The organism is Streptomyces thermoviolaceus (genome assembly GCF_045209695.1).
GTDB lineage: Bacteria > Actinomycetota > Actinomycetes > Streptomycetales > Streptomycetaceae > Streptomyces > Streptomyces thermoviolaceus.
This window is the reverse complement of record NZ_CP109280.1, coordinates 2,372,648-2,392,000: the sequence shown is the minus strand read 5'-3', so window position 1 is coordinate 2,392,000 and position 19,353 is coordinate 2,372,648. Positions and strand designations below refer to the sequence as shown.

25 protein-coding genes and 1 pseudogene are annotated in these 19,353 nt (G+C 70.5%); 15 read left to right on the top strand and 11 right to left on the bottom strand.

Going from position 1 to position 19,353, the window contains the following annotated elements; translation table 11 throughout:
* Positions 1 to 649 precede the first annotated feature (649 nt).
* From OG899_RS10430 to OG899_RS10395, 8 genes are all read right to left on the bottom strand, one after another.
* Positions 650 to 2,425: a type IV secretory system conjugative DNA transfer family protein gene (locus tag OG899_RS10430; RefSeq protein WP_168131377.1), complete on the bottom strand. Its 1,776-nt coding sequence runs from the start codon at positions 2,423 to 2,425 to the stop codon at positions 650 to 652.
* Positions 2,422 to 3,924 carry an ATP/GTP-binding protein gene (locus OG899_RS10425; protein ID WP_168131428.1) on the bottom strand — a complete coding sequence of 501 codons (1,503 nt, stop codon included), beginning with the start codon at positions 3,922 to 3,924 and terminating at the stop codon, positions 2,422 to 2,424. Before OG899_RS10425 ends, OG899_RS10430 begins: the two co-directional genes overlap by 4 nt.
* A 47-nt stretch (positions 3,925 to 3,971) precedes the next feature.
* The gene (locus OG899_RS10420) at positions 3,972 to 5,465 is read right to left on the bottom strand and encodes an SCO6880 family protein (protein ID WP_168131378.1); all 1,494 of its coding nucleotides are present in this window, start codon (positions 5,463 to 5,465) and stop codon (positions 3,972 to 3,974) included.
* Between the two features lie 120 nt (positions 5,466 to 5,585).
* Positions 5,586 to 6,824, bottom strand: a complete 1,239-nt coding sequence (locus tag OG899_RS10415; RefSeq protein WP_406311000.1) for a hypothetical protein — start codon at positions 6,822 to 6,824, stop codon at positions 5,586 to 5,588.
* 1 nt (position 6,825) lies between these two features.
* Positions 6,826 to 7,569: a hypothetical protein gene (locus OG899_RS10410; RefSeq protein WP_229814062.1), complete on the bottom strand. Its 744-nt coding sequence runs from the start codon at positions 7,567 to 7,569 to the stop codon at positions 6,826 to 6,828.
* A gap of 12 nt (positions 7,570 to 7,581) precedes the next feature.
* Positions 7,582 to 7,851 (bottom strand): hypothetical protein, encoded by a 270-nt coding sequence (locus OG899_RS10405; protein WP_168131380.1) that lies wholly within the window; start codon positions 7,849 to 7,851, stop codon positions 7,582 to 7,584.
* A 76-nt stretch (positions 7,852 to 7,927) separates the two neighbouring features.
* Entirely contained in the window at positions 7,928 to 8,200 is a 273-nt protein-coding gene (locus OG899_RS10400; RefSeq protein ID WP_168131381.1) for a hypothetical protein, read from the bottom strand.
* Complete coding sequence (locus OG899_RS10395) at positions 8,197 to 8,934, bottom strand: DUF6668 family protein (protein WP_308427052.1); 738 nt, start codon at positions 8,932 to 8,934, stop codon at positions 8,197 to 8,199. The genes OG899_RS10400 and OG899_RS10395 overlap by 4 nt, the downstream gene beginning before the upstream one ends.
* A gap of 599 nt (positions 8,935 to 9,533) precedes the next feature.
* Between OG899_RS10395 and OG899_RS10390 the strand changes: the two genes are divergently transcribed.
* Positions 9,534 to 9,998 (top strand): hypothetical protein, encoded by a 465-nt coding sequence (locus tag OG899_RS10390; RefSeq protein WP_168131382.1) that lies wholly within the window; start codon positions 9,534 to 9,536, stop codon positions 9,996 to 9,998.
* A gap of 110 nt (positions 9,999 to 10,108) precedes the next feature.
* On the opposite strand, the gene OG899_RS10385 is transcribed toward OG899_RS10390, so the two are convergent.
* From OG899_RS10385 to OG899_RS10375, 3 genes and pseudogenes are all read right to left on the bottom strand, one after another.
* On the bottom strand, positions 10,109 to 11,035 hold the full coding sequence (locus OG899_RS10385) for a S41 family peptidase (protein ID WP_168131383.1): 927 nt from the start codon (positions 11,033 to 11,035) through the stop codon (positions 10,109 to 10,111).
* Positions 11,036 to 11,239: 204 nt separating this feature from the next.
* Positions 11,240 to 11,914 (bottom strand): YrhB family protein, encoded by a 675-nt coding sequence (locus OG899_RS10380; protein WP_168131384.1) that lies wholly within the window; start codon positions 11,912 to 11,914, stop codon positions 11,240 to 11,242.
* 47 nt (positions 11,915 to 11,961) lie between these two features.
* Positions 11,962 to 12,396: pseudogene (locus OG899_RS10375) on the bottom strand (toxin glutamine deamidase domain-containing protein); the annotation flags it as partial.
* On the opposite strand from OG899_RS10375, the gene OG899_RS10370 reads away from it, so the two are divergent.
* From OG899_RS10370 to rplN, 14 genes are all read left to right on the top strand, one after another.
* A complete protein-coding gene (locus OG899_RS10370) occupies positions 12,395 to 12,523 on the top strand; it encodes a hypothetical protein (RefSeq protein WP_268245753.1) in 129 nt (42 codons plus the stop codon). The pseudogene OG899_RS10375 and the gene OG899_RS10370 overlap by 2 nt on opposite strands.
* A gap of 286 nt (positions 12,524 to 12,809) precedes the next feature.
* Complete coding sequence (locus tag OG899_RS10365; protein WP_229814064.1) at positions 12,810 to 12,953, top strand: hypothetical protein; 144 nt, start codon at positions 12,810 to 12,812, stop codon at positions 12,951 to 12,953.
* 558 nt (positions 12,954 to 13,511) lie between these two features.
* On the top strand, positions 13,512 to 13,820 hold the full coding sequence (gene rpsJ / locus OG899_RS10360; RefSeq protein WP_003948644.1) for a 30S ribosomal protein S10: 309 nt from the start codon (positions 13,512 to 13,514) through the stop codon (positions 13,818 to 13,820).
* Between the two features lie 18 nt (positions 13,821 to 13,838).
* Positions 13,839 to 14,483, top strand: coding sequence for a 50S ribosomal protein L3 (rplC, locus tag OG899_RS10355; protein WP_125496518.1), 645 nt, complete (start codon positions 13,839 to 13,841; stop codon positions 14,481 to 14,483).
* 8 nt (positions 14,484 to 14,491) lie between these two features.
* Positions 14,492 to 15,151 carry a 50S ribosomal protein L4 gene (gene rplD / locus OG899_RS10350; RefSeq protein WP_125496517.1) on the top strand — a complete coding sequence of 220 codons (660 nt, stop codon included), beginning with the start codon at positions 14,492 to 14,494 and terminating at the stop codon, positions 15,149 to 15,151.
* Positions 15,151 to 15,570 (top strand): 50S ribosomal protein L23, encoded by a 420-nt coding sequence (rplW, locus tag OG899_RS10345; RefSeq protein WP_125496516.1) that lies wholly within the window; start codon positions 15,151 to 15,153, stop codon positions 15,568 to 15,570. Before rplD ends, rplW begins: the two co-directional genes overlap by 1 nt.
* 39 nt (positions 15,571 to 15,609) lie before the next feature.
* Positions 15,610 to 16,446 carry a 50S ribosomal protein L2 gene (rplB, locus tag OG899_RS10340; RefSeq protein WP_125496515.1) on the top strand — a complete coding sequence of 279 codons (837 nt, stop codon included), beginning with the start codon at positions 15,610 to 15,612 and terminating at the stop codon, positions 16,444 to 16,446.
* Positions 16,447 to 16,458: 12 nt separating this feature from the next.
* The gene (rpsS, locus tag OG899_RS10335; RefSeq protein WP_125496514.1) at positions 16,459 to 16,740 is read left to right on the top strand and encodes a 30S ribosomal protein S19; all 282 of its coding nucleotides are present in this window, start codon (positions 16,459 to 16,461) and stop codon (positions 16,738 to 16,740) included.
* A 40-nt stretch (positions 16,741 to 16,780) separates the two neighbouring features.
* Entirely contained in the window at positions 16,781 to 17,128 is a 348-nt protein-coding gene (rplV, locus tag OG899_RS10330) for a 50S ribosomal protein L22 (protein ID WP_125496513.1), read from the top strand.
* Positions 17,128 to 17,952 (top strand): 30S ribosomal protein S3, encoded by an 825-nt coding sequence (rpsC, locus tag OG899_RS10325; RefSeq protein ID WP_125496512.1) that lies wholly within the window; start codon positions 17,128 to 17,130, stop codon positions 17,950 to 17,952. Before rplV ends, rpsC begins: the two co-directional genes overlap by 1 nt.
* 5 nt (positions 17,953 to 17,957) lie before the next feature.
* The gene (gene rplP / locus OG899_RS10320; RefSeq protein ID WP_125496511.1) at positions 17,958 to 18,377 is read left to right on the top strand and encodes a 50S ribosomal protein L16; all 420 of its coding nucleotides are present in this window, start codon (positions 17,958 to 17,960) and stop codon (positions 18,375 to 18,377) included.
* Positions 18,377 to 18,601, top strand: coding sequence for a 50S ribosomal protein L29 (gene rpmC / locus OG899_RS10315; RefSeq protein ID WP_007494763.1), 225 nt, complete (start codon positions 18,377 to 18,379; stop codon positions 18,599 to 18,601). Before rplP ends, rpmC begins: the two co-directional genes overlap by 1 nt.
* Positions 18,601 to 18,885 carry a 30S ribosomal protein S17 gene (rpsQ, locus tag OG899_RS10310; protein ID WP_125496510.1) on the top strand — a complete coding sequence of 95 codons (285 nt, stop codon included), beginning with the start codon at positions 18,601 to 18,603 and terminating at the stop codon, positions 18,883 to 18,885. Before rpmC ends, rpsQ begins: the two co-directional genes overlap by 1 nt.
* A gap of 98 nt (positions 18,886 to 18,983) precedes the next feature.
* Complete coding sequence (rplN, locus tag OG899_RS10305) at positions 18,984 to 19,352, top strand: 50S ribosomal protein L14 (RefSeq protein WP_003998823.1); 369 nt, start codon at positions 18,984 to 18,986, stop codon at positions 19,350 to 19,352.
* Position 19,353 lies beyond the last annotated feature (1 nt).

The window sequence follows — 19,353 nt, the reverse complement described above, 5'->3', positions numbered from 1 at the left end:
GGCCGCTGTGCCCTGCGGCGCCTCGTCCGGCCCGACGGGCGCGGAGCGCTCGGGGGCAGGCACTGAGGGAGGGCCGGCGGGCGCGCCGGAGGGGCCGGGGTGCGGCGGCGGGGAGAGCGGACCGGAAGGGCCGGCCGCGTCGTACGGACCCGTCGCGGCAGCCGGCTCCCGCGGACCGGCCCCGCCCTCCGTGCCACGCTCCCAGGAGCCGTCGGCAAGCCCCGGCGCGGGCTGTTCCGGCGCCCGCGCCGCCGCCGGCGGCCCGGCGGCGAGGTCCGCGGCCGGCACCGCCGAGCCGTCGTACGGGGCGCCGGGGGCCTCGGCCTGCGCACCGGGCGGTCGCACGGCAGCGGGCGCAGGCACTGGGGCCGTCACCCGGGGGAGGCCGCCGCCGGACGGTCCGGGATGCGGGCCGTGCGCGGCCGCCTCCGCAGCAGGGGCGTAGAGCGCACGGCCCCAGCCGGCCGGCGGGCATGCGTCGTCGTCCTCGGCCGCCCCGGGCCGCCCGTACATGCCGGTCGCGGAACCGGTGTCCGGCGGATACGAGCCGTATTCCGGGTCCGCTCCCGGCGGTGGGTACGGCCCGCCGGAAGACCCGCTGTCGCCCAGGGCACCAGGGCCGTACCCGGCACGGTGCCGGTCGCCGTTGTTATATGCGTTGATCGGCGGCATGTGCTGACCACTTCTGTGCGGCACGCTGGGTGATGGCCTCGGTCTCCTTCTTCGCCGCTGCCGAGATCGCGGCCGCGCCGGGCTCCTTGTACCAGGGCCTCAGGCGGATCAGAGCCGGCTTCACCCCGGTCGCCAGCAGCAGCGCGGTGCCCTTGGGCAGGGCGCGGATGCGGTCGGGCGGGAGGATCGGGTCGAGGCGGTACGAGACGGAACGGGAGGTGCCGTCCCGGCTCTTGGAGAGGCTGACGGTGCTCACGTCGTGCTGGCCCACGAGCTTGGAGATCTTGTCGACGAAGTCGGCGTCGTCCAGACCGGCGCCGAGCAGCTTGATCGTCGCGGCGCTCCACAGCGCGTCCATGCCCGCCTCGCCCCACACCCGGCTGCCCTGCCGGTAACTCTGCAGAAGAGTCACGACGTTGATGCCGCGAGAGCCGAAGTGGCTGTACAGGTCGGGCAGGTCGGAGATGCGGCAGACGTTGGCGGCCTCGTCGAGCACGGCCGTCATGGGCGGATCGAGCCGGCCGCCCATGCGTTCGGCGGCCACCACACCGGCACGCATGGTGGCGTCGGCGAGACCGGCGATGACACCCGCCGCGGAGCCACCGCCGTCCTTGGACAGCAGGTAGAGCGTGTCCCGGGAGAGCACATGCTCATGGGGCCGGAACTCCGCCCGGTAGGGGTCCGGTGTCACCCAGGCCAGAATCTCGGGGTCGAGCAGGCAGGCCACGCACTGACGGGCGGTCTCGTAGATGCCGTCGCGGGTTTCCACCGCGCCGCGCACCGTGCCTTGCAGCTGTTCGGCCAGGGCGGACATACCCATGTCGCGCAGCAGGTCGATGGGGGTGCGGTCGGCCGGGTCGGCGAGCCAGGCCAGCAGGTCCGTCACCGACGCCCGGCCGCCCGCCGCGGCGAGGAAGAGCGCGGTGAGCGTGTTCTGCGCCGCCGAGATCCAGAAGTCCTTCTTCGACGCGTCGTCGTTGACGGAGGCCACGAAGTGACCGGCCAGCCGACGGGCGCCCTCGATGGTGACGCAGTCGGCGAGCATGTCCCACCACATCTCACGCGGGGCGTGGGCGATGCCCTGCGGGTCGAAGGTCCACACATGGCCGACCTTTTCGCGTTCGGCGCGGGTGACGGCGTACACGTCCGACTTGTTGGAGGTGAGCAGCACGGCACCGCGCGCCCGCAGCACACGGGGAATGGCGATGCCGGTGGACTTCCCGGCGCGCGGTGCCATCAGGTCCAGCTCCACGTCCTCGAAGGAGGAGCGCAGTTCGGGCCCGTGGGGATCCAGATCGCCCAGCAGATTGCCGGTCTCGTCGGGATCGAGATCCTTCACGCCCTTCAGCGTCGGGCGCAGGTCCCGGGCGCGCTGGGCGATGCCCTCGGGTGCCAGGGCCGCCAGCTCGCGCACGCCGGCCAGTCCCTTCGTCTTCGGACGGCGCCGGCGCACGGCGTTCAGCACGAGCACGACGGGCAGCGTGACGAGGGCGAGCACGGCCGCGATGCCGCCGAAGACCGCCACGGCGGGGGCGCCCGGCCACAGGTGCCCCGGGCCGTGGCTGACCAGGCCGGCGAAGGACGACAGCGCGAACGGCGGAGGATCGAAGCCCGCTCCCGACACCGCGGCGCCGACCGTCCCGCCCAGCCACACCACCCCGAAGACCACCAGGGCCGCCGCGGCCACGGCGACGATCGCCCATGGCGCGAGGTCACTGCCGGAGATCCGCGATCCGGGCCGCGCCGTGCTCACGCCGCCCCCTCCCAGCCGCCCATGGCCGCCCTCGGCTCCGGGGCGCCGGCCAGCCAACGGCTGTTGGTGTCGTGCAGCTCCCGCTCGGTGTCGGTGATGGCGACCTTGATGGGAATGCCCGGCCGGCCGCCGACCTTGATCAGGAAGCGGCCGCGTCCAGGCGGCTCCTCCTGCAGGCCGCTGACCGCCCAGCCGGGCGGCGACGACCAGGACGAGACCAGGTCGATCTCCCGCGCGGACAGGCCGACCACCCGGCCCAGCTCCTCCATCTCGGTACGGGGCAGACCGGCGCACACGACCATGCCGGCGCGCTCGACGAAGCCGCGCGCCTTGGCCCGGTCGGATTCACTGCCGAGGGCCTCCGCGTCCTTCAACGTGTGAGTGATCTTCGCGTCCCCCAGGCCGAGCGACCGGTTCAGACGGGTGAGCGCGTCGATGCGGTCGACGATGCCGGACGCGGCCCGCAGCGGCCGCCACAGCTCGTCGAGCACGGCGAAGAACCAGCGCCGGGGGATGAGTCCGGCGTCGGCGAGGGCGTGCGAGGCGGCGACCGTGCCCAGTCCGTCGGACCAGGCCGCGAGCATCGCCGCGGCGGTGAGCTGGGTGTCGGCCTCGCCGATACGGGAGATGTCGATGCACACCGCGGGGGCGCTGGGGTCGATCCTGGTGGAGGTCTCGGAGGCGAAGGTGTCGCCGAGAGGTCCGTCCAGGATGCCGAGCAGAGACCGGTGCAGCGGATCGACCGCCTCCCGGTAGCGGGTGTCGTCGCCCCGGTCCAGGGTGACCGCGCGTACCCGGTCGGGCCCTTCGTGCAGCACCGCGAGCAGATCGGGCAGCAACGGCGCCCGGCCCGCGGGGGTGCGTTCGCGCAAGTGGTGCAGGGCGGCCGAGAGTACCGACTGTTCATGATCGTCCATCGGACGGCTGCGGACGACGGAGATGAGGGCGGCCACCATGTTCAGCACCCGGCCGTGCGTCTCGGCAGCCAGTGCCCGCCCGGCCTCGCCGCCGATCCTGGCCGCGGCGGCACCCATGGCTCCCGGGTCCAGGACGTTGATGCCGCCGACGCCGCGCCCGATGGAGATGACCTGCCCGCCCAGGGCACGCACCGTGTCGGCGTAGTCGGGTTTGAGGTCGCCCAGCACCAGCGGCACGACCCCGGTCGCGGACAGCCCGATGAGCATGCGGTTGACGAGAGTGGACTTGCCCAGGCCGGGCATGCCGAGCATGAACAGCGAAGGGTTGGAGATGTAACGGGCCCGGGTGAACCAGGAGATCGGGTCCCCGCACACCGTCGCCCCGGTGTCCAGGTGCTGGCCGAGCGGCACACCCGTCATGGGGGAACCGGACCCCGCCGCGAACGGCCACAGGCCGCAGGCCTGCACGGTGGTCGCACGCCACATGGTCGGCGGATCCAGATGACCGACCTCACCGCCGCCCGGCCCCGGCCAGCCGCGTGCTCCGGCAGCGGCCTTGGACGCGGCGCGCGCCTGCTTCAGGGCGTCCTTCTTGAGCTGTCTGTCGTTCTTCTTGAGCTTCCTGTCGCTCACAGCGCCTCCTGCAGGCTTTGCGGGACGAAGGTGTGCTCCCACGGCAGGAGACCGACGGGGAGCGTGCAGGTGAAGGCCGCGGCCTGCATCCGGTCGGCCGGACGCAAGGAGAGGCGGGCCGCCGCCTGGAGGTTGCGTATGGTCACGGTGGCGTCGCTGAGCTGATCCGGGGAGTCGACGGTGACCGTGACCATCAGGGAGAACTCCACCAGGCCGGCGCCCGCGGCCTCCTCCGCCGCGGTCTGTTCGGCGGCCTGCACTTCGGAAGCGGCCCTGGCCTGCACCATGCCCCGGCCGGAGTTGGCCATGAACTGGGCGGCGCGGCGGTCGGCCTCGACGATGCGGGCGGAGGTGGCCGGGTCGATGGGCCGGTAGACCAGCGCGACGCGCTTGCGGCGGGTGCCCGGCGCGGCCTCCAGCAGACCGCGCAGCACATTGGAGCCGACCGTGCCGCGCGGGGCCAGGGTCAGCAGCCATGTGCGGGAGACACCGGAGTCGTGCTGGTAGGCGTTGACCGCCTCGTAGGCGGCGGCGGGCCCGGCGTCCTCCCATTCCAGGCCGGTCCCGCCGTACTGCGCGCGCAGGCTGAGCACCTCGCCCGCGACGGCCGGGTCATAGGCGACGCGGACCACCTCCGCGATGCGCTCGGCCGACAACGGGTACGCCGAGCCGCCGCCCGCCCCCACCAGTCCGGCGAGCAGACCGGGAATGCGGATGGCCAGCTCGGTGATGATGTCGCTCTGCTTCCGCTTCTGCCCCGGCGGCACTCCGTAGGTGAGCGCGATGTAGGTGTGCATCTCGGAGGATGCCGAAGGGTAGCGCTCGACCACTTCCCGCATCACGGCCTTGGCGGCGGCCGGTGCGTCCTCCTTGATACGGGGAAGCACCTCGTTGGCGAGCCGGGTGCCGGTGTCGGGAGCGGTCTCCACGATGATGGCGGCCCCGCGCAGCTGCGGTTCGTGGGACAGCCGTGCCAGCCACTGGCCCCACGCCGCCACCCAGACGTCGACCTGGTCCGGGTCGACCAGGGAACCGCCGTCCGGTTCGCAGCCCAGCACGATGGTGTAGAGATTGCGGCCGGGGTGGTGCAGCACGCCGAAGGGCCGGTCGTAGGCGTCCCGCCCTTCGTCCATGGTGACCCGGCTCAGCAGTCCCGGAGGACGGAACCGTCCGCCGGGACGCTGCGAGAGCGGACCGGAGACATACACGTGTGCGCCCTTGGCCCGCCGCCGGAACCAGCCGATGCGCAGGGCGAGCAGCTGGTAGAGGTTGCGGCCGTCCTGCGTGCGCACCATCAGCGGGACGAGCAGGAAGGCGAGCGGGACGATGACGGTGAGCGCGGCCAGCAGGGAGATGAGCGAGACCAGCAGAGTGAGCACGAGCCCGCCGAAGACACCGAACGTGCCGACGAGGCCGAACGGCCCGAGCCCCGGGCGGCGGGGACGCCGCCAGTTCCCATAGGTGGGACGTGCGGCCACTTCTGTGGACATGGGTTTCCTCTCTCTGCGCTTCAGTGGACGTCTGGTGCCGGGGGGAATCCGGGGCCGCGAGGAGCGGCCCCGGTGCCGCGTGTGGGGGCGCCGGACCGGTCAGGCCCGGCGCCCCGGCGGTCAGGTGTTGTGGCCGCGACTGCCGTCCGCACCCTCGACCGCGCCGGTGGCCAGGTTTCCGGCCGCCTTGGCCGCGGTGACCGCGGCACTGACGACCGCACCTGCCGGTCCCGCGGCTGCCGCTGCGCGGGCCCCGGCGCCGGACGGACCGCCGCCTCCGGGTCCGCCCTGGCCGCCCATGGGTCCAAAGCCGCCTGAGCCTCCGGGAGTTGTGGGTCCGGACGCGCCGCCGCCGGGACCTGTGGGGCCGGACGCGCCGCCGCCTCCGGATCCGCCCCGGGAGCCGGACGGCCCCGGGGCGCCCGCAGCCCCGGAGCGTCCGGCGGCGCCGCCCGCGCCCCCGCCGGACAGCGCGGACGTGCCGATGGACCTGGCGCCGGAGGCGATCGAGCCGGCGGCGGCCGCCGTGGCGCCCTGCCCGCCGCTGCCCAGCGCGGCCGTCGCCGGAACGACGAGCTTGAGCAGTGCCGGCAGCGCCAGCGCGGAGAGCAGCAGGACGCCGATGCCCGCGATCTTCTCGTGGATGCCGCTGTCACTGCCTGTGGAGATCATCGCCGCGCCGGCGTAGATGACGAGACCCGCCGCGGGTTTGTACAGCAGCCAGGCGATCATCCAGCCGATGTGCTTGCGCCACCAGCCGCTGCCCCACTCCGTCATGGACGCCGCCGCCGCGAGCGGCAGGGTGCCCAGCAGGACGATCATCACGCCGAGCCGCACATAGAGCAGGACGGTCTGCACGATCGCGGCGATGAGCAGCAGGAAGGCGAGAACGAGCAGCAGGAACGCCTCGATCCCGTTTCCGCCGCTGCTGCACCCGACGTTGGTGAGCTGTTTCTGGGCGCCGGACGCGAAGAGGTGGTCCGCGTAGCGGTCCGAGAGGCTGGCCAGGGCGGTCATCACGGCCGTCGCGCCACCGGCCACGAGCAGGACGCGCATCAGGCCCTTCAGGGCCACCGTCCCCGCCTCGCCTCTGCGTTCCAGGGCCATGCGCCCGGCGGCGAAGATCAGTGAGCCGACGGCGGTGTAGACGACCACCCACTGGGTCTCGGCGCTGACGTCCTTGGCCGAGCCGTCGGTGACCAGAGTGGGGATGTTGGTGGCCAGGTCGCCGAACACGGAGATGGCACCGGCCAGCACCTGGTTGGCGATTCCCTTGATGATGGTGCCGATCGGGTCGCCGAGGAAACTGAAGAAGCCGACCACGAAGTCCTTGACCGGGTTACCGGACGGACACGCCATCTCACACCCCCCACTGGATGTAGCCGTCGGTTCCGTCGGCCGCGCTCACCTGCGAGTGCAGTCCGCCGTCGCTGCCCGGCACCACCTTCCAGTCGCCACCGCTCCAGCGGAGTCTGATCGTGCTGCTCAGGAGGCCCCCCTGCGCGTTCTTGACCAGGATGCCGACGTCCGCACTGTCCTTGTCGTAGTCCTCGAGCGTGAAGCCGGCGTAGCTCCCGGTCGGCTGCGACTCCAGTTCGGCGTCGTCGAGGGACGACCGCTGCGAGACGAACAGGTTCCGGCCGAAGCCGGCGACGACCTGCTCGTCGACGACCTCGCGCCAGGCGGGCCCGGTCATCTGGGCCGGGATGACGTGCGCCGCCATCACCGCTCCCATCGGGGTGTGGGCGAAACACCACAGCACCGGGCCCGCGGCGCGTGTGGGTCCGGCCGAGGCGGAGGTGGGCACACGGGTGCCGCCCACCATCCGCCACGTCACATCGGAGGGGGCGCGCTTGGGCAGCGCGTCCGAGGCATCGTCGGTGTGACAGCCGGGCGGCCGTCCGGTGGCCTTGTCCGGGCCCTGGGCCAGCGGTCCCAGGGCCGTGAGGGCAGCGGGCCGCTGCTCCTCGTCGTGTCCGCCGGTCAGGAACGAGACCAACGAGATGCCGAGTGCAGCGGCGAGAAAGCCGGCGGAGAGCAGCCGGCCGCGCTGCCAGAAACGTGTCTCGCCGCCACCGTCGTCCGTACGTGTGAACATCGCCATGGCCCGGCCCGGTCAGTTGAACACGAACTGGACCAGCGGTCCGGCCGTCGCCACCAGCACACAGCCGCCGAGAACCATGCCGAGCCGGCTCATGTGCTCGGATCCCTCTCCCCGCTTCAGGGAGATCGCCATCATGGCCCCGGTCACCAGCACCCCGGCCACGCCCGCTGCGGTGCCCGCCCAGGCCGCGATGCCGAGGACGAGGTCGACCTTGTTGGTGAGCTCGGCCGGTGCCTGACGACTGGGGTTGGGAACGGCAGCAGCCAGCAACATGGTGAGCATGACACATCTCCAGAAGGGGGTGATGAGGTACAGAGGGGGTGGAGCAAGGACGGTGGCTCGTCGGCAGCAGCCGTCGTCAAAGGGTCAGAGGACCGAGGAACTTCACGATGGGTCCCGCGGTCGTCGCGAGGATGCATCCGAGCATCACGAAGAACAGCCCCCGCATGTACGAGGCGCCCTCGCCCATCTCGCCGTGGCGCAGCTGCAGTGCCATGAGCATTCCGGTGATGAGCACTCCCGCGACTCCGGCCGCCGACGCACACCAGGACAGGACTCCGAGCAGGAAGTCGGCGTCGGAACCGGGGGTGAAGGTGTCGGCGAGCGTGCTGAACGTGGCCTGCGCGGTCATCGTTTCTCTCCCTGAACAGCTGACCCGGACCGGATGAGCGCGGCCAGGTCGGTGACTGCCCGCGGGGGCTTGGTGGCCGGTTCACCGAGGCGCCAGGCCGGGATCCACGGGACGGTGAAGGTCGGGACGGCGGAGCGAAGCACCCGCACCCGCCTGGACAGTTGCAGCGGCAGACGGCCGGGGGCGTCCGCCACCAGAACGAGCGCGATCAAGGTGATTCCTGCCGGGTGCTTGCCGGTGTGCAGGGCCTTCAAAGCGCGGGAGGCGGATCGCAGACCCGCCGCGTGGGTCCGTGCCAGGAGGAAGATGTTCCCGGGCTGCTCCCTGCTGACTTCCGGCCACCGGTTGCCGGCGTCGAACCCGCCGAGGGTGGCTGCGAAGGTCGTCGCCCCCGCGCCGCCATGCGCGTTGACCCAGCTGATGGGCAGGGACGGACCCGGGCCGGGCCCCGCGTCGCCGTGGCCGCCGTGCTCCCACCCCTCGGCTCCATGCCGCCGCCGTTCCGGCGGTGACCACGAACCCGCACCGCCCTCCCCGGGGTTCTCGGCCGGGTACGACGGCGGCTCCTGAGCGGGGGCGCCGGAACGCCGCGGAGGAGGCGGCGGCCAGGAGCCCGCGGACGGCTGCTCGGGCGGATGGGCGGGCGCGGAACCGGATCGTCGCGGCGGATCGTCCGGACGTACGGCCACCGGACCACGCACCCACCCGCTGGAGGCCGCCGCAGGATCGGTCATCGGGTTGTCTCCTCCCTTGGCTGATGGGCTCTGCCGTGCCCCGGCACGGTCCGCGACCGGATGGCCGAACGCCGTCGACGCACTGCCCGTGCACACGTGACGTATCCGCGAACGGCGTCTCTTCAGGTTCTGCGAACGCCGGGAGAGCCACGGAACCGGTCGACCGGCCGTGAGGCTTCCAGCCACCACAACGGCCCCCCGAACGAAACAGTTCACTGCTTTTTTCCGGTGCGCCGAAGTGAACTGCCGGCCCCCGTGAACCGTCTCCGAAAGGGGGTGGTGTGCCGTCACACGCCCGCAGCGCCGGCCCGCCCGCGCCCGCCGGTCCGTCCCGGCGTCCGCTTCGCACCGAGGGCCGGTGTGCCGCGAGGTGATGCGCTCTGCGCCGCACCCATGCCGCCCTCCCCGCGGGACACCATCGGTTGACCAGCGAGCCGCCGGGGCGGGGCAGACCGGCGACCGAATCCCGTCGACGAAACCAATCGAACCCTCGTCGCTCAGAACACGTTGAAGACCGTGGGAAGGGAAAGGCGCCCAGCCTTGGATTTCCCGTGCTCGGGTGTCGAGGAAAATGATCGATTCACACTGAGGAGCAAGAGATGCCTGATCTTCCTCTTATCGGGATCTACGTCGAACAGGGAAACATGAAAGGCCGGGTCAACGACAGGAGGGATGCCGTTCTCTACACGTCCGACCTGGCCCCCTGCGTCGCCGTCTGCGGGCAGAAGGGGAACAAGACCTTCATGATCCACAGTGATTCCACCGGCACCCACGGAAAGGGTGCGACGGACCTCATCACCGGCATCAGAAGGGTCGCTCAGGAGATCGGCACGGGGGCCGGGTGGAACATTTCTCTCATCGGTGGTTCCGTTGCCGGCACCACGGCCTACCTCCAGGCGCACCTTCCTCACGCCGCCCTGTACAACGGCGGCGCCACGGACGGTGCCTACATCGCCCAGAACGGTGTCGTCGCCAACACGAAGCGAGGCCTCGCCGCAGCCCTGGGAGTGAGCGGTGTCACCCTCTTCCGGGACGTCGCGGGCACCTCGCCGTTGACCCCCTGAAGGGCGCGGACCGGTCGGCCCGCCCGTCCCGGACGGTGTCGCTGCTACGACCCGGCGGCCTGCCGGCCGGGCGTCCGGCGGCGGCCCGCGGAATCCGAGCGCACAGCCGGTCACCTCGCGCGGCACGCATCCTGCCGGAGCAGCCAGCTGTGGGCGGCGTCCAGGACGGCGTCCTCCGTGCGGGCCGACGGCCGGGGATCCTTGAGGACCTCCTCGTCCGGCGGTATCGGCTTGTCGTACGTCCGGCCTGTGCGGTCCGCGTCCCTGACCTCGGTGAGGATGAGCAGGGCGCCGTCGGTCAGACGGTAGGTGGCGTTTCCTGTCGGGACGCCGCTCGTCGGTTCCCCGAAGAACCGTGTGTCCTGCCGTCCGCGGAAGGCCACCGCCACTGCCTCGCCGGCACTGGCCGTCCGCCGGCCGATGAGCACGGCCACCGGCAGCCTGCCGCCGCCCAGAGGACGGGTGGCGTCGCCGCCCTGCGCTTCGCCGTCCAGATACGGCACGCCGTTCCTGATCGTCCACGTCGACTTCTTGCCGTCCGCGTCGACGAACCCGCCCACCGTGCCGTCTCCTAGGATCGGCGCCGCCACGGCGAGCGCCGGCCACATGCCGCCGCCGGTCTCCTGCCTCAGGTCCACGACCCAGCCGCAGGCCCCCGCCCCGTTCGCCTTCGCCACGGCCTGCCTGCCCTGGCGTATGTAGGCGTCGTACGTCCGGGACGAGCCGTTCACGCCGGGCAGGGAGAGGTAACCGATCCCGCCCTTCAGCCGACGGCCCTCCAGCCCGTCGAAGGACGACGCGGGCGTGTCCATCGCCTCCTTGGCCTGGGCCGGTTCCCAGAAGGTGCTGTGCCGGTCGCCCAGAGCGTCCAGTGCCGATGTGATCGCGTCGTAGGTGTCCGCGGGCTTCTGTGCTCCGTGAGCCTGCGCGAACGCCTTGTCGCGCAGGCCGGACCAGTCGATCCGATGGCGGAGCAGGGAGTGCTCCTCCATGATGTCCAGCGCCTTCGACAGATACGTCCGCGCCGCAGGAGCCATGCCGTCGCCGGCCGAGTCCCGCGCGCCACTTGTGCACCCCGTTGCCGCGAGGACGACCCCTGCCAGTACCGCGCACACCGGCACTCGCCGGGAACGTCCCCGTCCCGTCCATCTCCCGTCTCCTGCCACGGCAGGCCACGCTAATCGTGTGTGATCGTCCGGTGAAGGGGGCTGGTTTCCGGGGATCCCCATGGCTCCCGTGGCTCACCGATACCGGATGACATGCAGACGGTGGACGCTCGTCGGGTCGAAGGCGAACGGCTTGTCCGAGGAGCCGTCGATGACGACGACCCTGTCCTGCAGCCGCACCGCGTTCACCAGCAGGCCGACGGCCTCGCGGCCCCGTCCGTCCGTGCGGCGGATCCAGACCAGGGCCCGGGCACCGATGGGGAGCACCGACACGGCGTTCATCGTCGTGGGCCAGTCCGCGTGCTCGGAGACGGACAGCACCGGGCCGAGCTGGGCGAGCGTGGGCTCGAACCATGACGGGTGACCCGGTGCGGGAGGCGGGGGCATCGTGGGGGTGCCGAAGTTCTCGCCGTTGTCCCAGCGGTGGAACCAGGCCCACGGGTCAGAGTTCGGCAGGCCGAAGGGCGCCGTGTCGTCCTTCGGCACGACCACCGTCGCGTCCAGCATGGCGTCCTGCCAGGCCCCTCCGCCGAGGAAGCGCCTGCTGTTGCAGGAGAAGACCCAGCCCCGCCGGGTCTCGTCATGGGCGGTGGGCCTGCCCAGGACGACCTGGCCGCGATAGAACGCGTCGAGCCAGAGCTGGGCCTTCTGCACCGCGGTGGCGAAGTCGGGCGCGGGCCGCTCCCAGGGGGCGCGCTGGGGCGCCGGCGCGCTGGGAAGTGCACGGAGGACGACCAGTTCGCGCAGCAACGGGGCGGTGTCGAGCCGGGCGAGCGAGCCCGTGAGCCCGTGAGCCCGTCGAGGAAGACGACCCGGCCCTTGTCGTTCGTCCCGTACAGCAGGTTGCCGGTGGCCTCGTGCCCGCCGATCTCGCGGCGCACCCAGATCACTCCGCGGGTGCCGGGACCTGGTTCGCCGATCGCCTTGACGACGTCGTCCCAGTCGCTGACGGCGACTTGTTCGAACTCCGGGAAGTAGCGGTGGCGGAGCCGGTCCCACCAGCCGGGAGCCTCGTCGGAGGGACGCCAGGGGAGGACGGCGGACGGCGCCCCCTGCATGCCGGAGTGCACGGCGATCACGCAGCCGCGCGCGTTGATCCGGCGGCCCTGGCCTGCGGCGCGCGCGGCGGATTCCTGAGGCGGGACCGGTTCCAGGTCCGCGAGCGGGGCGCTCGGTGCCGGGTGGTAGGGGGAGCCGCCGTCCTTCGGCACCACGACGGACGACGCGAGCATGGGCGTGTCCGGATACCCCGGCTGGGGCAGGGGCCGGCAGGCCATGAGCCAGGCCGCCGCGGTCTCGTGCACCGGCTGCGGCGCGGCCAGCTGCACCAGGCCGCCGTACGTGGCGTTCAGCCAGTGAGCGGCCCGCCGCCAACGCCTACCACGCAGCGCTGCAGCACATCATCGACAGCAATGCGAGCGACCCGGCCGACCTCAGCGTCTACTCGAAGCCGGCGACCTTCTTCGGTCTCCTGGACCAGGAGCTGAGTCGCGCCGGGGTTCCGGCCGGCCTGCTGCCCGGCCGCTATCTCTACGGAGGCCTGCCGCCGGAGTTCCCGTTCCTGCCCTGTTCGGTCGACGGCTACCCGGCCATCGGCCACCTGACGCTGTCCGAGGCCGGGCCGGCCGCGGACGCCTACCGTGCCGTGCTCGACCGGATCGATCCCGACTTTCGCTACGACCTCGGGATACTGATCGAGAAGCTGGAGTTCGAGCACGACGAGTGGGTGACATGCACCCGGGACCTCGACTGGTACAGCCAGGACACGATCTTCTTCTCGCTCACCTGACGCCGGAGCCGGCCGCCGGCGGGCCAGGTGATCGCGCAGGACGCAGCGGGAGGGTCCCGCGCCACGCGCGCGGTCTCGGCCCGGCCGCCTTCCGGCGGTCACAGGAGAGCCGATGGCCGAGACGTCTGCATCGGTCCTCGTCCTCCGGCGGCGCGAAGTTTGATCAAGACCCCCAGCGGGGTAATCTCTTCGACTCCGATTGGCCAGTGCCCGGTCCCCTATGGCAGACTGTCCGAGTTGCTCGGTCGAGTGTTGATGCTGCGCGCCTCCCGCCGGGAGGACCGGAAGCGAGTCCCACGGTACTCGTCAACCTTGCGTGGGTTGGAAGTACGGGAATCTTCCGGGAAGCGTGGGCGCGGCACCGGCCAGGCACCCGGTGGGCCTTTTGCTCCCGGTCCGCGGTTCCGGTAGGGGCCGTCGCAATCCCGCAGGGATGTTCGAGCAAGGGACATCTGTGTCAGCGGAGGCGCGACACGCCCGACCGCGTGGGTCGGAGGAGAGGGCAACGGAAACCGCCGGGTTCCAGAGCGTGAGAAGAGACAGGACTACGAAGTAGCCATGGCGGGACAGAAGATCCGCATCCGGCTCAAGGCCTACGACCACGAGGTCATCGACTCCTCGGCGAAGAAGATCGTCGAGACGGTGACCCGGACCGGTGCGTCGGTCGCGGGCCCGGTGCCGCTGCCCACTGAGAAGAACGTGTACTGCGTCATCAAGTCGCCGCACAAGTACAAGGACTCGCGCGAGCACTTCGAGATGCGTACGCACAAGCGCCTGATCGACATCCTCGACCCGACCCCCAAGACCGTTGACTCTCTGATGCGACTCGACCTCCCGGCCGGTGTCGACATCGAGATCAAGCTCTGAGGCCGGTGATCTGAAGAGATGGCTAAGCAGATCAAGGGCATCCTGGGCGAGAAGCTCGGTATGACGCAGGTCTGGGACGAGAACAACCGTGTCGTCCCGGTCACCGTCGTCAAGGCCGGGCCCAACGTCGTCACCCAGATCCGTACGAACGACCGCGACGGCTACGAGTCCGTCCAGCTCGCTTTCGGCGAGATCGACCCGCGCAAGGTGAACAAGCCCCTCAAGGGCCACTTCGCGAAGGCCGACGTCACCCCGCGTCGTCACCTCGTCGAGATCCGCACGTCGGACGCCTCCGAGTACACGCTCGGCCAGGAGATCACCGCTGCGGTGTTCGAGGCCGGCACCAAGGTCGACGTGACCGGCAAGAGCAAGGGCAAGGGCTTCGCCGGTGTCATGAAGCGCCACAACTTCGGTGGCCTCGGCGCCGGGCACGGTACCCAGCGCAAGCACCGCTCGCCCGGCTCCATCGGCGGCTGCGCCACCCCGGGCCGTGTGTTCAAGGGCCTCCGCATGGCGGGTCGCATGGGCAACGAGCGGGTCACCACCCAGAACCTGACCGTCCACGCCGTTGACGCGGAGAAGGGCCTGCTGCTCATCAAGGGCGCGGTTCCCGGTCCGAACGGCGGCCTCGTCCTGGTCCGCACCGCGGCCAAGGGGGCCTGAGGTAACCGATGAGCACTGTTGACATCCTTTCGCCGGCGGGCGAGAAGGCCGGTTCCGTCGAGCTCCCCGCGGAGATCTTCGGCGTTGAGAAGATCAGCGTCCCGCTGATCCACCAGGTCGTCGTCGCGCAGCTGGCCGCGGCCCGTCAGGGCACGCACAAGACCAAGACCCGCGGCGAGGTCCGCGGTGGTGGCAAGAAGCCGTACCGCCAGAAGGGCACCGGTCGTGCCCGCCAGGGTTCGACCCGCGCGCCGCAGTTCGCCGGCGGTGGCGTCGTGCACGGCCCCGTGCCGCGCGACTACTCGCAGCGGACCCCGAAGAAGATGAAGGCCGCGGCCCTGCGCCACGCCCTCACCGACCGGGCCCGCCACAACCGGATCCACGTCGTCACCGGCGTGATCGAGGGCGAGACCCCGTCCACCAAGGCCGCCAAGGCGCTGTTCGGCAAGATCAGCGAGCGCAAGAACCTGCTGCTCGTCGCCGAGCGCTCCGACGAGGCCGCGTGGCTGTCCGCCCGCAACCTGCCCCAGGTCCACATCCTGGAGCCGGGCCAGCTGAACACGTACGACGTTCTCGTCTCGGACGACGTGGTCTTCACCAAGGCCGCTTTCGAGTCCTTCGTCGCCGGCCCGAACAAGGCCAACGACACCGAAGGGAGCGAGGCCTGATGGCTGCGCGTCACCCCTCCATCGCCTCCAAGGCTGCCAAGGCCGCCAAGGCCGCGCGTCTCGCGAAGGCGCGCCGTCACGCCACCGAGGGCAAGAAGACTGTCGAGACCCCGCTGAGCAAGGCCTACACGGACCCCCGTGACGTCCTGATCAAGCCGGTCGTCTCGGAGAAGAGCTACGCGCTTCTCGACGAGAACAAGTACACGTTCATCGTCGACCCGCGTGCCAACAAGACCCAGATCAAGGAGGCCGTCCAGGCGGTCTTCGAGGTCAAGGTCACCGGGGTCAACACGATCAACCGTCAGGGCAAGCGCAAGCGGACCCGCACCGGCTTCGGCCAGCGCGCGGCGACGAAGCGCGCGATCGTGACCCTCGCCGAGGGCGACCGTATCGACATCTTCGGCGGTCCGACCGCCTGACGGCGGCCTGACCGTCCGATATCGGACGAGGACTGAGAAATGGGTATCCGCAAGTACAAGCCGACGACTCCTGGCCGTCGAGGCGCCAGCGTCGCCGACTTCGTCGAAATCACGCGGTCCACGCCGGAGAAGTCGCTGGTCCGTCCCCTGCACAGCAAGGGCGGCCGTAACAATTCCGGTCGTGTGACCGTCCGCCACCAGGGCGGTGGCCACAAGCGCGCCTACCGCGTGATCGACTTCCGTCGTCACGACAAGGACGGCGTGCCGGCGAAGGTCGCGCACATCGAGTACGACCCCAACCGCACCGCGCGCATCGCGCTGCTGCACTACGCGGACGGCGAGAAGCGCTACATCCTCGCGCCGCGTGGCCTGAACCAGGGCGACCGCGTCGAGAACGGTCCCGGGGCCGACATCAAGCCGGGCAACAACCTCGCCCTGCGCCACATCCCGGTCGGTACCACGCTGCACGCCATCGAGCTGCGGCCGGGCGGCGGCGCCAAGTTCGCCCGCTCCGCCGGTGCCTCGGTGCAGCTGCTCGCGAAGGAGGGCACGATGGCCCACCTGCGCATGCCGTCCGGTGAGATCCGTCTGGTCGACGTGCGCTGCCGCGCCACCGTCGGCGAGGTCGGCAACGCCGAGCAGAGCAACATCAACTGGGGCAAGGCCGGCCGCAAGCGCTGGCTGGGCGTCCGCCCGACCGTGCGTGGTGTGGTCATGAACCCGGTCGACCACCCGCACGGTGGTGGTGAGGGCCGTACCTCCGGTGGCCGCCACCCGGTGTCCCCGTGGGGCAAGAAGGAAGGCCGTACTCGTTCTCCCAAGAAGGCGAGCAACAAGTACATCGTCCGCCGCCGCAAGACGAACAAGAAGCGCTAAGGACGGGTTGAGATGCCTCGTAGCTTGAAGAAGGGGCCCTTCGTCGACGACCACCTGATGAAGAAGGTGGACGCTCAGAACGAAGCCGGCACCAAGAACGTCATCAAGACCTGGTCCCGCCGCTCGATGATCGTCCCGGCCATGCTCGGCCACACGATCGCGGTGCACAACGGCAAGACCCACATCCCGGTGTTCATCACCGAGTCGATGGTCGGCCACAAGCTCGGCGAGTTCTCGCCGACCCGCACCTTCCGGGGCCACGTCAAGGAAGACCGGAAGTCGAAGCGCCGCTAAGCGGATCGCAACAGAGACGCAAGTAACTGAAGGGACAACCATGGAAGCCAGGGCCCAGGCGCGGTACATCCGCGTCACGCCCATGAAGGCCCGCCGCGTGGTGGACCTCATCCGTGGCATGAGCGCCACGGAGGCCCAGGCCGTCCTGCGATTCGCTCCGCAGGCAGCCTCCGTGCCGGTCGGCAAGGTGCTCGACAGCGCCATCGCCAACGCCGCGCACAACTACGACCACACGGACGTCGACAGCCTGTACGTCTCCGAGGCGTACGTCGACGAGGGGCCGACCCTGAAGCGGTTCCGTCCGCGCGCTCAGGGCCGCGCGTACCGGATCCGGAAGCGGACCAGCCACATCACCGTGGTCGTCAGCAGCAAGGAAGGAACCCGGTAATGGGCCAGAAGGTAAACCCGCACGGGTTCCGGCTCGGTGTCACCACCGACTTCAAGAGCCGCTGGTACGCCGACAAGCTGTACAAGGACTACGTCAAGGAAGACGTCGCCATCCGTCGGATGATGACGTCCGGTATGGAGCGCGCCGGCATCTCCAAGGTCGAGATCGAGCGCACCCGTGACCGCGTCCGCGTGGACATCCACACCGCGCGTCCGGGCATCGTCATCGGCCGCCGTGGCGCCGAGGCCGACCGCATCCGCGGCGACCTCGAGAAGCTCACCGGCAAGCAGGTGCAGCTGAACATCCTCGAGGTGAAGAACCCCGAGACCGACGCTCAGCTGGTCGCCCAGGCCGTCGCCGAGCAGCTCTCCTCCCGCGTCTCCTTCCGCCGTGCCATGCGCAAGAGCATGCAGTCGGCGATGAAGGCCGGCGCCAAGGGCATCAAGATCCAGTGCGGTGGCCGCCTCGGCGGCGCCGAGATGTCCCGCTCGGAGTTCTACCGCGAGGGCCGCGTGCCCCTGCACACGCTCCGCGCGAACGTGGACTACGGCTTCTTCGAGGCCAAGACGACCTTCGGCCGCATCGGTGTGAAGGTCTGGATCTACAAGGGCGACGTGAAGAACATCGCCGAGGTCCGCGCCGAGAACGCCGCCGCTCGTGCGGGCAACCGCCCGTCCCGCGGTGGCTCCGACCGCCCGTCGCGCGGTCGCGGTGACCGGCGCGGTCGCAAGCCGCAGCAGCAGCAGGCTCAGGCCGCCGAGGCCCCCAAGGCCGAGGCCCAGACCGCTGCCGCTCCGGCTGAGAGCACCGGAACGGAGGCCTGACCGACATGCTGATCCCCCGTAGGGTCAAGCACCGCAAGCAGCACCACCCGAAGCGCACCGGTCTGTCCAAGGGTGGCACGCAGGTTGCGTTCGGCGAGTACGGCATCCAGGCGCTGACCCCGGCGTACGTCACCAACCGCCAGATCGAGGCGGCCCGTATCGCCATGACCCGTCACATCAAGCGTGGCGGCAAGGTCTGGATCAACATCTACCCGGACCGTCCGCTCACGAAGAAGCCGGCCGAGACCCGCATGGGTTCCGGTAAGGGTTCTCCGGAGTGGTGGGTCGCCAACGTCAAGCCCGGACGCGTCATGTTCGAGCTGTCGTACCCCAACGAGAAGATCGCCCGTGAGGCGCTGACCCGCGCGGCCCACAAGCTGCCGATGAAGTGCCGGATCGTCAAGCGCGAGGCAGGTGAAGCGTGATGTCGGCCGGTACCAAGGCGTCCGAGCTGCGCGAGCTGGGCAACGAGGAGCTTCTCGCCAAGCTCCGCGAGGCCAAGGAAGAGCTGTTCAACCTCCGCTTCCAGGCGGCGACGGGCCAGCTCGAGAACCACGGCCGTCTCAAGGCGGTCCGCAAGGACATCGCCCGGATCTACACCCTCATGCGTGAGCGTGAGCTCGGCATCGAGACGGTGGAGAACGCCTGATGAGCGAGAACAACGTGACTGAGCAGAAGACCGAGCGCGGTTTCCGCAAGACCCGTGAGGGTTACGTCGTCAGCGACAAGATGGACAAGACCGTCGTCGTCGCCGTCGAGGACCGCGTCAAGCACGCGCTGTACGGCAAGGTCATCCGCCGTACGAACAAGCTCAAGGCGCACGACGAGCAGAACAGCTGCGGTGTCGGCGACCGCGTTCTCCTGATGGAGACCCGGCCGCTGTCCGCGACCAAGCGCTGGCGCGTCGTCGAGATCCTCGAGAAGGCCAAGTAATTCCTGCGGGCAAACCCGCAGGTCAGTTCCGCCAGGCTCCGGGGGTCCGCTCGGGATGAGCGGCCCCCGGGGAACCGGCAGACGATCAGGAGATAGACGTGATCCAGCAGGAGTCGCGACTGCGCGTCGCCGACAACACGGGGGCGAAGGAGATCCTTTGCATCCGTGTGCTCGGCGGCTCCGGTCGCCGCTACGCGGGTATCGGTGACGTCATCGTCGCCACCGTCAAGGACGCGATCCCCGGTGGCAACGTGAAGAAGGGTGACGTCGTCAAGGCGGTCATCGTTCGCACCGTCAAGGAGCGCCGCCGTCCGGACGGCTCGTACATCCGCTTCGACGAGAACGCCGCTGTCATTCTCAAGAACGACGGCGACCCTCGTGGCACCCGTATCTTCGGCCCGGTCGGCCGTGAGCTGCGCGAGAAGAAGTTCATGAAGATCATCTCCCTCGCGCCGGAGGTGCTGTGAG